Here is a 14244-nt window from a genome sequence, read left to right on the forward strand (position 1 = left end):
CCAGCGCTCCTAAGAGGCTGGGCATGCTTTTAGCTTGGTTTCTGTTCTTTTTTGGCTGTTACAACATGAGAAATTGCTCCATCTGTTGCAATATCCACTTTAAATGAACCATTGGAATGGCGATCCGCACGAGACAATGCTTGTACGTCAATCATCTCTTGAACACCTTTTTCAGTTTCAATCACAACCTGCTCCTCGTCTGTTGCTTGAACAACTGCCACAATTCGGTGAGGGTTTGCTTTTAACTCTGTTAATACTTTTAGTCCACGTTTTGCACGACTCGCTACTTCAACTTCAGCGACATTCATTTTCTTTACGGCCCCACGCTGTGTCACAATCACTACATAGTGGGTAACATCAGGCTGTAACACATTGACTCCAACTAAGGCTTCTCCATCTTTTAGTGTGATCCCTTTCACACCGCCTGTTTTCACACCTGTAACTGGTAACTCCTCCATAGGGAAACGAATCGCATAGGCTGTATCCGTTGTGAGCATCAGCTCCACGTCATCTGTTACAAATGATGCATAGATCATCGCATCACCAGCCTTGACGTTCATCGTTTTAATTGGCTTTGAATAACGTGTTACCGCATAGTCTGCGAGTGGTGAGCGCTTAATTTGGCCATCTTTTGTGGCTGTGAAGACATACGTATTTGGCTGTTCAAATGTTTCGAAGCCATAAACCGCAATAATGGATTCATCTTCCCCTGTTGGCACAATACTTGAAATATGCTGGCCGAGATCCTTCCAGCGTATATCAGGCAGCTCATGAACAGGCTGATAAATATAATTGCCTCGATTTGTGAACAGCAATAGATGGTGCTGTGTATTTAAGTTTGCTTCATACAATAAATAATCTGAATCCTTCATGGCAAAATCTTGCCCGTTTGAAGCGGCATGAGAACGTGTGGATGTACGTTTAATATAACCATCCTTCGTTACTGTTACGACAACCTCTTCACTTGGCACAAGGACATCCAATGTAATTTTAATTTCTTCAATTTCTTGCTCAATCTTCGAGCGACGAGGCTCTGTAAAGCGTTTCTTAATATCTAGTAACTCTTGTTTAATAACACGCACTAGCTTTGCTTCACTTTGTAGAATCCCCTCTAGCTTCGCAATTAGCTTATTTAACTCGTCCTGTTCCTGACGAAGCTCTGTAATATCCGTATTCGTTAAACGATATAATTGCAGGCTTACAATGGCCTCTGCTTGTACCTCTGTAAAATCAAACTTCGCTTGTAAATTAAGCTTCGCATCCTTCTTATCATTAGAAGAACGGATCGTCGCAATGACTTCATCTAAAATGGAAAGGGCTTTAATTAATCCATCTACAATATGGGAACGATCCTTTGCCTTTTGCAAATCATAAATAGAACGGTTTGTTACCACTTCTTTTTGATGGGCAATATACGCATCTAGCAATAATGGCAATGTCATCATCGTTGGACGACGATTATGAATGGCAATCATATTAAAATTATAAGCTACCTGTAAATCCGTTGTTTTAAACAAGTACTGTAAAATTCCTTGTCCTGGTACATCCTTTTTCAGCTCAATTACGACACGTAAGCCTGTACGGTCTGATTCATCTCGAATTTCTGCAATGCCTTCTAGTCGTTTATCTACACGTTGCTCATCAATTTTTTTCACAAGATTCGCTTTATTTACATCATATGGTAACTCAGTGATAACAATTTGCTCTTTACCACCCTTAATTGGTTCAACAACTGCTTGTGCACGGACGATGATTTTACCACGACCTGTTTCATACGCCTTTTTAATGCCATCAACACCTTGAATGATTCCACCCGTTGGGAAATCAGGTCCTTTAATCACCGTCATCAATTCATCTACAGTAACATTAGGCTTGTCTAAGCGCATCAACACAGCATCCAGTACTTCATCTAAGGCATGTGGCGGAATATCTGTCGCATAACCAGCGGAAATTCCTGTAGAGCCATTGACTAAAAGGTTAGGAAAACGTGCTGGTAATACAGTTGGCTCCATATCCTGATCATCAAAGTTTGGCACAAATTCGACCGTTTTCTTGCCAATATCTCGTAGCATTTCAGCGGCAATAGCTGATAGTCTCGCCTCTGTATAACGCATTGCAGCTGGAGGATCGCCATCTACCGAGCCATTGTTCCCGTGCATCTCAATAAGCATATGACGTGCCTTCCAGTCCTGACTCATCCGTACCATCGCTTCATACACAGAGCTATCGCCGTGCGGATGATAGTTACCAATTACATTACCCACTGTTTTTGCGGATTTACGGAACGGCTTATCATGTGTGTTGCCTTCCGTAAACATCGCATATAAAATACGGCGCTGTACTGGTTTAAGACCGTCACGTGCATCAGGCAACGCGCGGTCTTGAATAATATATTTACTATAGCGACCAAAACGGTCACCCATTACTTCTTCTAACGGTAAATCTTGAAACTTTTCTGTACTACTCATGCTTGGTCCTCCTCTTGTTGGATGAATTCATTCTCTAAAATGTTAGAATCATCCTCCATACCGAAGTCTACATTGGCTTCGATCCATTTACGACGTGGTTCCACCTTATCACCCATTAACGTCGTGACACGTCTCTCCGCTCGTGCACCATCCTCGATTGTGACACGAATCAATGTCCGTGTTTCAGGGTTCATCGTTGTGTCCCACAGTTGGTCCGCATTCATCTCACCAAGACCTTTATAACGCTGTAATATGTAACCCTTTCCAACCTTCTTGATGGCCTTTTGTAAATCACTTTCTGTCCAAGCATATTCAATGACTTCTTTTTTCCCTGTACCTCTAGAGACTTTATAAAGCGGCGGTAGTGCGATATAGACCTTCCCAGACTCAATGAGCGGACGCATATAACGATAGAAGAATGTTAATAGCAAGACTTGAATATGTGCCCCATCTGTATCCGCATCGGTCATGATGACTACTTTATTGTAGGCAGAATCCTCCACCGCAAAATCCGTACCAACACCTGCCCCAATCGCATGGATAATCGTTGAAATTTCTTCGTTTTTCATAATATCCTGTAGCTTGGCTTTTTCTGTGTTGATTACTTTCCCGCGCAATGGCAGAATCGCTTGGAATGTACGGTCACGACCTTGTTTAGCAGAGCCACCCGCAGAATCACCCTCGACTAAATACAGCTCATTTTTTGCCGCATTACGTGACTGAGCTGGTGTTAATTTTCCAGATAAAATCGTACTACCCTTTTTGTTTTTCTTGCCATTTCGTGCATCCTCACGCGCTTTACGAGCTGCTTCACGCACTTGCTGCGCTCGAATCGCTTTACGAACAAGAGAAGCTGATAACTCTGCATTTTCCTCTAGCACATACAAAATTTGCTCAGACACTACACTATCTACTGCAGAACGAGCCTCACTTGTCCCAAGCTTGCCCTTTGTTTGTCCTTCAAATTGCAGTAAATGCTCTGGGATACGAACAGACACGATCGCTGCTAAGCCCTCACGAATATCTGTCCCCTCAAGGTTTTTATCCTTGTCCTTTAACAGGCCAATTTTTCTTGCATATTCATTAAAGACACGTGTCAATGCTGCCTTTGCACCCGTTTCATGTGTACCACCATCTCGTGTACGGACATTATTAACGAATGATAAAATCGTTTCCGAATAACCATCGTTATACTGGAAAGCAAACTCTACTTCGATTTCATCCTGTACGCCTTCTACATATTTTACTGGATGAAGGACATCTTTTTCCTCATTCAAATACGCAACGAAAGCCTCGATGCCATTCTCATAAAAGAACACATCGCTCTTGCCTTCCTCGCGCTCATCAATTAATTCAATTTTTAAGCCCTTTAATAAAAAGGCTGATTCACGTAATCGTTCTGCTAACGTATCATAATTGAATTTTGTGACAGAGAAGATCGTTTCATCTGGTAGGAAATGAACAAGCGTTCCTGTCTGCTTGGTCTGCCCAATATTTTCAAGTGTTGTGACAGGCTGTCCACCATGTTCAAAGCGTTGACGATACTTTTTACCATCGCGATGGATTGTCACCTCTAAAAATGTTGAGAGCGCATTCACAACGGAAGAACCAACACCATGTAAACCTCCACTTGTTTTATAGCCACCTTGACCAAATTTACCACCAGCGTGTAGCACTGTAAAAATAATTTCTGGTGTCGGTTTGCCCATTTTATGCATACCGGTTGGCATCCCACGGCCAAAGTCGCGCACACTCATACTTTGATCTTTATGAATTGTGACAATAATATGAGATCCAAAGCCAGCCAGTGCTTCATCCACCGCATTATCTACGATTTCATACACAAGGTGATGAAGTCCACGGCCATCCGTAGAACCGATATACATGCCAGGTCGTTTGCGTACCGCTTCTAATCCTTCTAATACTTGTATAGCGTCATCATTATAGACGCTAGGTGACTGTTTATTCGTCAAAAAAATTCCCCTCCAAAAAACAAACACATGTTCTATTTATGTTCTCATCCTAATAATAATAGCATTTCCTGTCAATAGCTAGCGACAGGTCCAATAAAATTTTAAAATTTGCTCACAGTTTTGATCTTTTTTATTAATAGTAAACATCTTCAACAGTTGCTTAAAATTGGTATTTGAGCAAGACAGACTGCTTCTAGCTTCCATCATCATTTGACGCATTGAAGCCTACTTAGTTGCAAAATAAAGTTGTGATGCTTGCAAATAAAAGCACACTAACTCGTGCCTTGCGATTAAACAGGATAAAGTTAGACTTCTATTCTACCAAAGGAATGAGCGATTGACAAAATTGCCATTTTGCCTATATTTTTATAAAGGTTTTAGTGCTTCCTACAAATTTATGTCTAAAAGCCTAGTCCTCACTAATAGATTCTCTTTTGTATTGATTCAAGACTTCGGATGAAATCTCCTTCATAACATTGTAGATTAGCAAGAAAAAGTGTAAAATACTTGTTACAAACTATTAGTACCAAGTGATGGACTATGAATGAAAGGAGTCCAACTATGATCAATGGACTTATTATTTTATGTGCTTATCTAATCGGCTCTATACCTTCTGGATTATGGATAGGCAAAATTTTTTATAATACCGATATTCGTGAACACGGGAGCGGTAATCTTGGTGCGACCAATACTTTTAGAACATTAGGGAAAAAGGCTGGTATTATTGTTACGGTGATGGATGTCTTAAAAGGGACTGCCGCTGTCTTACTCGTGACACTTCCTGTTTTCTCTGATACTACACTCCACTCTTTATTACTGGGTCTTGTCGCTGTTATCGGTCATATGTTCCCGATCTTTGCCAACTTCCGTGGTGGGAAAGCTGTGGCAACGTCAGCTGGTGTATTATTAGGCTATTCTTGGCCACTCTTTGTCCTACTATTTATTACCTTTATTGTGACATTAAAAATCACAAAAATCGTCAGCTTAACATCGATGATAGCCGCTTTAGTAGCGCTTATCTATGCAATCGTTTATTATTTTATTACAGGTGACTTTGCATTAGGCATCTTGGTAGCCTTTTTATTTACCTTTATTATTTATCGTCACCGTGCCAATATTGCTCGTATTAAAAACGGCACCGAACCAAAGGTAAAATGGCTGTAGGAAGAGAGGAGCATTTGAAATGAATATTGCATTGACAGATGAAGCCCTACAATGGTTCAAACACGAAATGGAAGTTGAACCTGGTGATACAATTCGTTTTTATGCACGTTATGGTGGCTCAAGTCCGTTTCACGAAGGCTTTTCACTAGGCATGACACGTGAGGAACCTATTGCCATAGGTGTGCAAACAGAAATTGATGGTGTTATCTATTACATTGATGAGAAAGATCTTTGGTTCTTTAACGATCACAATTTACATGTTGATGTTGATACAAGTAATGATGAATTACAATACGACTATCGTACATAAAGCAGTCTGTCCTTTCCATACATGAAAGGACAGACTGTTTTTTTATTTATTACAAAACAAGACACACGAAAGTTGCAAGGAATGTGATATTGCCACAAATAGCTAGATTTTTCATATCTCTTTCGTTTATCTCTCAAAAAAATTGTCCATTCTAAAGGTAATGAACGACCATTTGAGGAGGAAAACACATGTCCATGTCTAACAATAACGAAACCTCCCCATCCCATACAACGAACGATTTATTGTATACTTCCCTATCTAAAAATATAAAAATCATTCAACAATCACTAGGGCATAGTAATGATATTATCATACGTGAAATTGCGATTGGAGAAACTGATCCCCATAGCCTCGCCATTATTTCCATTGATGGCTTATCGGATAAAACGACTATTTCTGATTCTGTTATCGATAAACTGATGGCAAATATTGAAGAAGAACAAGATATTGAAATAACAACCATTAATCAATATGTTCGGAATTCCTATTTAACGGTAGGCGATGTGACGAATATTGAGCATTTCACAACACTCTACAATGCCATTCTCAATGGTGAAACGGTTATTTTATTAGATGGCTTTGCCGAAGGGATTGTGACAAGTACTAGAAGTGCCAAGGATCGAGCTGTCACAGAGCCATCGACGGAATCCGTAATTCGCGGACCGAGGGAATCCTTTACGGAAACCTTGCGAACGAATACAGCGCTCATTCGTCGCAAAATAAAAAGTCCGAATCTCTGGATAAAATCACGCGTTATCGGAGATGTGACACAAACAGATGTAGTAGTGATGTATATAAATGGCATCGCCAGTGACAAAATCGTCGCAGAGGTATTGGCTCGATTAGATCGTATTAATATTGATGGCATTCTGGAAAGTGGCTATATTGAGGATTTTATTCAAGACTCAAAAAACTCTATGTTTCCAACCGTCTACAACTCTGAACGACCTGATGTCATCGCAGGTGAATTATTAGATGGCAAAGTGGCGATTCTAGTTGATGGCACACCTTTCGTCTTAGTCGTTCCAGCGCTATTTACATCCTTTTTACAATCAGCAGAAGATTATTATCAGCATTGGATGATTAGCTCACTTGTACGTATCTTGCGTTTCTTTGGTATCAGTCTAGCATTAGTAGCACCATCCTTGTATGTGGCGATTACTACCTTTCATCAGGAAATGCTACCGACACCCATGTTAATTAGCATTGCTTCACAAAGGGAAGGCGTACCCTTTCCTGCAGTAGTAGAAGCGCTTATTATGGAGGTTGCCTTTGAGGTCTTAAGGGAAGCTGGACTTCGTATGCCTCGAACAATCGGTCCTGCGGTATCCATTGTAGGTACTTTAGTTATTGGACAGGCAGCAGTTGATGCAGGCGTCGTATCCGCTGTAATGGTAATTATTGTAGCCTTAACAGCGATTTGTAGCTTTCTATTCCCTGCCTATGGTTTATCGAATACGATTCGTGTACTACGTTTCCCATTAATGATTTTAGCTGCTATGTTTGGTTTATTCGGTGTAATGTTTGGCATTATGCTAATTACTCTTCATCTATGTAGCATTCGTTCATTTGGTGTACCTTATTTAAGCCCATTCGCACCGTTGGTATTACAGGATCAGAAGGATGCATTTGTGCTGTTCCCGCGTAGAAAATTACTTACACGACCTCGTTTAGTCAATCAAAAAAATATTGTTAGAGGACATAACTATATCAATGTAAAAGGCAGGAAATAACTTCAGGATAAATGAGGAATAGAATATGGCAAAATTAAACTGGATTTGCTTACTATGTATCCTCACTTTACTGTTAAGTGGTTGCTGGAGTAAGCGAGAATTAAATGAATTAGCCATTGTGGTAGCACTAGGCATTGACAAAATAGATGAGGAATATGAAATTACAGTTCAAATTGTCGATCCTAGTGAAGTCTCAGTGCGACAAGCTTCCACTCAACGCTCACCTGTCGTTAGCTATCATTCGAGAGGCGAAACCATCTTTGAGGCCATTCGCAAAATGACGACTATTGCAGCACGAAAACCTTATTTTGCCCACCTTCAAGTGGTTGTATTAGGGGAAGATCTCGCGAAAGAAGGCATTAGTGATGCACTTGATTTAATTGTAAGGGACCATGAATTTCGTAAGGATTTCGACGTCATTATGTCTCACGATGCAACAGCAAAGGAAGTATTAAATGTACTAACACCCATCGAAAAAGTTCCTGCTAATAAAATGCTAAATTCTCTTGATGTCTCTGAGAAGGCTTGGGGCTCCACGATAGCTGTTAATATTGATGAATTAGTCAATACATTAAGCAATAAGCATAAAGGGGCGTTAATTTCTGCTATTGAAGTTCATGGCGATAAGAAATTAGGGGTAGATCAAACAAATGTGCAACGTGTTAAAACACCTGTGCTATTACGTTATACAGGTTTAGCAGTCTTTAAAGGCGATAAATATATAGGGCTACTGACTGAGAGCGAAAGCAAAAGTATTAGTTTTCTTAATGACAAAATTCAAAGTACGATAGAAATCATCGCCTGTCCTAATAAAGGGACTTTGTCTACTGAAATCACCCAATCCACTACAAAGGTGAAAGGGTCATTTAAAAACGGGAAACCGAAAATCGATGTCCATATTAATGTAGAGCAGAATGTTGGAGAGGTCGAATGTGTTATCGATCTTACCAAAAATAAATCGATTGATTACGTTAATAAAAAAACAGCCCAGGGGATTGATGAACGCATTGAAAAAACTGTAGAGAAAATTCAACAGCAATATGAAGTCGATGTTTTTGGATTTGGGGATGCCCTACATCGGGCAGATCCAAAGCAGTGGAAAAAAATCAAGGATGACTGGACTTCCATTTTTCCAGATTTAGCAGTGGCTGTTCATGTAAAGGTAACAACCCAAGGTTCAGGTACGATGCAAAATTCATTATTAAACAAGCCAAAGGAGGAGTAATGAGATGGTACTAGCCGTAGCTATCTTGATTATTGCAATCATTGTTGCGCTTATTTTTATTCCAAAGCTAAAAAAGCAACAGGATAGAAAAGCCATTATTGTATTCTCCTTTTTGCTACTTATTGGAACGGCTTTAAATATGGGGATTGCCCTTAAAATCCATATTCCTAGCCCATTAGATTTGATTACCTTTATCTTCACACCAATTAGGGATTACATTGTGTCATTCACAAAATAGAAAGATGGACTGAGAAACGGAGGGTAGCTTGATGGAAAAAGAGATAATTAGTTCAAGACAGTTTACAATCGTTACCTTCCTCTATTCTATCGGTACAGCGATTTTAATTATCCCTTCGAGTATTACTGGTGCCGCTAAGCAAGATGCTTGGATAGCGGCAAGCATTGGTGTTCTGCTTAGTTTACTGGTTATAAAATTATTTTTAACACTGGCCAATCAAACACCGTCCCTAAACTTTATCGAGGCCAATGAAAAAATACTTGGGCGTTTTTTTGGGAAAATCACAGCGATTTGTTTCCTAATTTTGACCTTTCTTTCCGCTGGGGAATTACTCTATTTTATCGGTATTTTCATGAAAACGGAAGTTATGCCAGAGACACCGACATTAGCATTTGCCCTACTGTTCAGCATCATTATTATGTATGCCGCTTATTTAGGGATTGAGACCTTTGCCCGTTCGGCAGAAATCCTCTTCCCATTGTTTACCTTTATTTTTATTTTTTTCGTCCTTAGTATTACCCCTCAAATTACATTTGAGAATATTCAGCCTCTACTAGAAGCGACCAAAGCATCTATGTTTTATAGTATTGCACGCTTTATGAGTATCTTTTCCTTTCCATTAATTGTATTATTGATGCTCTATCCTACTGGCGTCAATGTACAGCCGTCTGCACAGAAAGGGCTATATATTGGGGCAATTTTTGGCGGAATCGTCTTAGTTACGTTGATTGTCCTATCGATTCTTGTATTAGGTCCTGAAAACACTGCATCAAGGACATTTCCTAGCTATGCCTTAGCACAAAGAATATCTATAGGGAATTTTTTGCAGCGTATAGAAATCATTATGGCATTTATGTGGATTTCGTCTATTTATATTCGTACATTTATGTATTTCTATACGACCGTTGTTGGACTTGCACAAATTTTGAAGATCAAGGATCATCGTCCACTCATTATACCGATGGGGATAATTGTTATTGGACTTTCTCAAATTGTTCATCCAGATATTGTGCATTCTACTAATTATAATAATGAAATTTGGCCAATCTTTTCCTTTATTTTCACCATTTTATTACCCATACTTTTGCTGATTGTGGTAGTTATTCGCAATCGTAAATCCAAGGCTCAAAATAACGAAACACCTCAGCAGGAAACAGAAAATGACAATCAAAAAGTCTAATTTCTTCTAAGCTAGAAAAGAAATTAGACTTTTTATTAATTAAATATGATATTCGATTTCATCTACAAAATCCCATTCATATGGTGTTTCTTGGTAAACATAGTAGTTCAACCAGTTAGAGAATAATAGATGCGTATGGGCACGCCATGTATTCATCGGCACTTGTGTCGGATCGTCATTCGGGAAGTAGTTTACAGGAACGGCGATATCTATGCCCTTCGCCACATCGCGACTGTATTCATCGGCTAGCGTTGTCGCATCATACTCTAGATGCCCCGTAATCATAATATTTTTATTATCTTTTGATTGTACAATAAATACCCCAGCATCCTCTGAATAGGATAATAATCGTAGATCTGGATGATTGCGAACCTCGTCAATCGAAACAGATGTATAGCGTGAATGGGGCGCAGTAAATAAATCACTAAAGCCACGTACCAAATCTACAGTTAAATCTGTAATCACATGGGAATAGACGCCTGAGCATTTAGCAGAAAGCTCAACCTTCCCAATGCCATAATGATGATACAATGCAGCCTGTGCCCCCCAACATATATGTAGCACGGATGTCACATTCTTTTTAGACCAATCCATAATTTCTGAAATTTCCTGCCAATAGTTGACCTCTTCAAAAGCCATTTTTTCTACTGGCGCACCAGTTATAATCATACCATCATAGCGTCGGTGTCGAATCTGATTGAACGTTGTGTAGAAAAGCTGCAAATGGGATTTACTCACATTTTTAGACTCGTGTGTGGCTGTATTCAAAAAGGTAATATTCACTTGTAATGGTGTATTCCCCAATAAACGTAATAATTGGAGCTCTGTTTTTTCTTTTTCAGGCATTAAATTTAATATTAATATATTTAATGGACGGATTTGCTGTGTTTTCGCACGATCTTCTTCCATGACGAAGATTTTTTCCTCACGTAAATGTTCTCCAGCTGGTAAATTTTTCGGAATATTAATTGGCATCTTGCTTTCCCCTCTCTATAATCACTCTCTTTTAGCAAATCTTGCTTGCGTAGGATGCAACGAAATTAAAAAATCCTCCTCATTCCATACGAGATAGAATGAGAAGGATTTTTTTCACGTCCACTCTTATCTCTCAAAGGAAAAAATCCTTTGCTGGAATTAGCACCTTTCTAACAATTGTTAGAGGTTGCTGAAGCGTCATCGGGCCAAATCCCTCAGCTTCTCTTGATAAGATTATTTAATTATCTTGAATTGTAACACGAACTAGTTAGAATATCAATAATTCATAGAATATTTTGTGATTCACGCGCATGTTTCTTGGGGATTTGATGTACACTAAGCTTGCTATCTGTGGGGTTTCTACATTTAAAATTTATGGTAAACATGCCGTAATTATGTTACCATATACTTTTAGTAAGAGAGAGGAACGTGAATAGTTTGATTAAAATTGAATTTCCAAAACCAGATCTAGTAATCCGTCAACGTGAACAAGATTTAAAACCAGGTGATGTGCCAATCACACCTTACTTCGGTTTTATTGACTTCCATAAAATCACACGTGATAAAGGCGGCATTTTCTTATTCTATAATGACAAGAATGAGCTATTGTTTGTTGGGAAAGCACGTAAAATTCGTCAACGTATTAAAAAACATTTCGAGGATAATGTATCTCCGATGAAAAACCATCGTGATGAAGTGTTCAAAATTGAAGTCTATGAAGTAGAAGATCCAATGGAACGTGAAATTTACGAAACATATGCGATTAATACTTTCCGCTCTAAATATAACGTAGACAAAGTCTTTTATTAGACATCACGTAAAGAAACCGAAATCTCATTTCTAAAGGGATTTCGGTTTCTTTTATCACATAATGGTCATACGATCAATTGGCGTACTCTGACCGTTAATTCGCAAATCAATGGTATCCAGCTCAGGATTCTTGACGGTGACTTTAAAAACATAGGGTTGAGCCTCTTTCCTTTGCTCGCTGCCTTCTTCTAACTGGATAATAAGCCTATTTCCCTCAGCTGTAATACTTGCCAATACATTCCCTTTTGAATAATAAACAAGGTAATATGGAGCATCCTTTTCATGCAATAGTTGTATTCTGTCATTAAAAACGATATTTTTCTGGACATTATCTGGGACAACCGTTAGCTCATGAATGGTTGGTGGATCGGTAGGTGGTGTAGCATTACAGGCTCCTAGCATTAGTAGGCTCATTAAACCTAGCAACACGAATTTTTTCAAGTTCCTCCCCTTCCTTATACGACTATTCTAAGAAAAAAGCTTTACGCTCCTTAGCAATCCAGTCTTCTAACTCCTGATCATCACGTTTTACTAACCGATTGATGAGCACATCATGCCATATATAATCCTCTAACAAATAAATATGAACCGGATCATTGGTGATAAAGGCCGTCTCTTGGGTAGATGGAGAATGACCATAAATCATTTCCTGACCATCTATCGATAAGATAAACCAATGCGGTGTAGATGCTTTTTTTGTATAATGTGTGGCTCTATGCTGGTCAATTGAGGCGAGATGCTCTCCTACATACAACGTAATGCCATGAACAGGAACATGCAGCGCCACCTCTTGCAAATCTTCACGTAAGGCATCATACATATCTTCCCACATCGACAGCATCACTTTTTTCTTCGCCTTCTTTAGAAGTGACTGACAATAGTTGATAATGGATTCCTTGCCCTTCAGCATTACCACTTTAGGCTCAGCTTCCTGTACTTTTTCCTCTAATTTCTCTAATTTCCCGCTTATAGACGTAAAATTCGACTCCCAGCGCTGTTGCATTTGCTGTAAGAACACAGACACAGGCATTGCCGAATAGGTCGTTTGTTCTACGGTCTCTTCTTTTAACACGATGCCCTTTTCTACAAGGATATTTAAAATATCATACACTCTTGCACGTGGTATGCCAGAATTTTTACTAACCTGATAGGCACTGACATGACTTTGCTGAACAAGTGCCGTATAGGCCTTTGCTTCATATTCTGTAAAACCCATTTCTTTCAGCTGGGTGATTAATTCCTCCATGTAATCCCTCCATTATCTTTATTATAGGCTACCAATGTGAAGATTTGCCAATGAAAAAATGGGGTTTACAGCGCAAATAAAATTAGTTACTATTTCAGTAGTAACTAATTATAAAGAGGTGTCATATGTTGTTTGAAATCGATGTACATATTCTCATACTATTAATTTCTTTTGGATTTCTGGCGGCTTTTGTTGACTCAGTAGTGGGAGGGGGCGGTTTAATTTCACTACCAGCCTTACTATTTGTTGGGCTCAATCCAGCTGCTGCGGTTGCCACGAACAAACTAGCAGGAGCTATGGGCTCGCTCACTTCCTCTATTTCTTTCTATCGTTCTGGCCAGCTGGACATTCGCTCTGTCCTCAAATATTTTCCACTAGCATTTATCGGATCATTATGTGGTGCTTGGACTGTGCATCTGATTAATCCAGCATTACTAAAGCCATTAATGCTTGTTATGCTGGCGGCTGTTGGGGTATATACGATCTTTAAAAAAGATTGGGGTGCTGTCTCTACCGTAAAAAATCTATCTAAAAAACATTTGTTTTTATTTATGCTGCTATTATTTGCTATTGGTTTTTATGATGGATTTCTTGGTCCTGGCACAGGGTCGTTTTTAATCTTTAGCTTCTTATTGGTAGGCTTCGATTTTTTAAAGGCGGCTGGTAATGCGAAGTTTTTAAATTTGGCGAGTAATGTGGCTGGTGTTTGTATGTTTGCTTACTTAGGTCAAATTCATTATGTTTATGGTCTAGTCATGGGCATTGCGCAAATTGGTGGGGCTATGCTTGGCTCACGGATGGCAATCAAGAAAGGAAGTGGCTTTGTCCGCACGCTATTTATTGTCGTTACAATGACATTACTTGCGAAAAATGCCTATGATTTTATGATGCATTAAAATAAACGCCACAGAATTTGAAATCT

13 protein-coding genes and 1 riboswitch are annotated in these 14244 nt (G+C 39.2%); of the genes, 8 read left to right on the forward strand and 5 right to left on the reverse strand.

What is annotated here, in order from left to right; translation table 11 throughout:
- Nucleotides 1-29: 29 nt before the first annotated feature.
- Complete coding sequence (gene parC, locus VK91_RS12185; RefSeq protein ID WP_048393066.1) at nucleotides 30-2468, reverse strand: DNA topoisomerase IV subunit A; 2439 nt, start codon at nucleotides 2466-2468, stop codon at nucleotides 30-32.
- Nucleotides 2465-4441, reverse strand: a complete 1977-nt coding sequence (gene parE, locus VK91_RS12190; RefSeq protein WP_048393067.1) for a DNA topoisomerase IV subunit B — start codon at nucleotides 4439-4441, stop codon at nucleotides 2465-2467. The genes parC and parE overlap by 4 nt, the downstream gene beginning before the upstream one ends.
- Before the next feature lie 561 nt (nucleotides 4442-5002).
- On the opposite strand from parE, the gene plsY reads away from it, so the two are divergent.
- From plsY to VK91_RS12220, 6 genes are all read left to right on the forward strand, one after another.
- Nucleotides 5003-5605 carry a glycerol-3-phosphate 1-O-acyltransferase PlsY gene (gene plsY, locus VK91_RS12195; protein WP_048393068.1) on the forward strand — a complete coding sequence of 201 codons (603 nt, stop codon included), beginning with the start codon at nucleotides 5003-5005 and terminating at the stop codon, nucleotides 5603-5605.
- A 19-nt stretch (nucleotides 5606-5624) separates the two neighbouring features.
- The gene (locus tag VK91_RS12200) at nucleotides 5625-5915 is read left to right on the forward strand and encodes a HesB/YadR/YfhF family protein (RefSeq protein ID WP_048393071.1); all 291 of its coding nucleotides are present in this window, start codon (nucleotides 5625-5627) and stop codon (nucleotides 5913-5915) included.
- A gap of 188 nt (nucleotides 5916-6103) precedes the next feature.
- Nucleotides 6104-7648 carry a spore germination protein gene (locus VK91_RS12205; RefSeq protein ID WP_048393073.1) on the forward strand — a complete coding sequence of 515 codons (1545 nt, stop codon included), beginning with the start codon at nucleotides 6104-6106 and terminating at the stop codon, nucleotides 7646-7648.
- Nucleotides 7649-7673: 25 nt separating this feature from the next.
- A complete protein-coding gene (locus VK91_RS12210) occupies nucleotides 7674-8873 on the forward strand; it encodes a Ger(x)C family spore germination protein (protein ID WP_004227918.1) in 1200 nt (399 codons plus the stop codon).
- A 4-nt stretch (nucleotides 8874-8877) separates the two neighbouring features.
- The gene (locus VK91_RS12215; RefSeq protein WP_048393074.1) at nucleotides 8878-9111 is read left to right on the forward strand and encodes a hypothetical protein; all 234 of its coding nucleotides are present in this window, start codon (nucleotides 8878-8880) and stop codon (nucleotides 9109-9111) included.
- A gap of 31 nt (nucleotides 9112-9142) precedes the next feature.
- On the forward strand, nucleotides 9143-10291 hold the full coding sequence (locus VK91_RS12220) for an endospore germination permease (RefSeq protein ID WP_048393075.1): 1149 nt from the start codon (nucleotides 9143-9145) through the stop codon (nucleotides 10289-10291).
- Between the two features lie 39 nt (nucleotides 10292-10330).
- On the opposite strand, the gene metA is transcribed toward VK91_RS12220, so the two are convergent.
- Nucleotides 10331-11266: a homoserine O-succinyltransferase gene (gene metA, locus VK91_RS12225; RefSeq protein WP_004227915.1), complete on the reverse strand. Its 936-nt coding sequence runs from the start codon at nucleotides 11264-11266 to the stop codon at nucleotides 10331-10333.
- A gap of 123 nt (nucleotides 11267-11389) precedes the next feature.
- Nucleotides 11390-11501: riboswitch (SAM riboswitch) on the reverse strand.
- A 203-nt stretch (nucleotides 11502-11704) separates the two neighbouring features.
- Between metA and VK91_RS12230 the strand changes: the two genes are divergently transcribed.
- Nucleotides 11705-12076: a nucleotide excision repair endonuclease gene (locus tag VK91_RS12230; RefSeq protein WP_004227912.1), complete on the forward strand. Its 372-nt coding sequence runs from the start codon at nucleotides 11705-11707 to the stop codon at nucleotides 12074-12076.
- A gap of 54 nt (nucleotides 12077-12130) precedes the next feature.
- On the opposite strand, the gene VK91_RS12235 is transcribed toward VK91_RS12230, so the two are convergent.
- A complete protein-coding gene (locus tag VK91_RS12235) occupies nucleotides 12131-12517 on the reverse strand; it encodes a hypothetical protein (RefSeq protein WP_048393076.1) in 387 nt (128 codons plus the stop codon).
- 22 nt (nucleotides 12518-12539) lie between these two features.
- A complete protein-coding gene (locus VK91_RS12240) occupies nucleotides 12540-13322 on the reverse strand; it encodes a TrmB family transcriptional regulator (RefSeq protein WP_048393077.1) in 783 nt (260 codons plus the stop codon).
- 125 nt (nucleotides 13323-13447) lie between these two features.
- Between VK91_RS12240 and VK91_RS12245 the strand changes: the two genes are divergently transcribed.
- On the forward strand, nucleotides 13448-14218 hold the full coding sequence (locus VK91_RS12245; protein WP_048393079.1) for a TSUP family transporter: 771 nt from the start codon (nucleotides 13448-13450) through the stop codon (nucleotides 14216-14218).
- Nucleotides 14219-14244 lie beyond the last annotated feature (26 nt).

Source organism: Lysinibacillus sp. LK3, from assembly GCF_001043675.1.
In the GTDB taxonomy this organism is placed as follows: Bacteria; Bacillota; Bacilli; order Bacillales_A; family Planococcaceae; genus Lysinibacillus; species Lysinibacillus capsici.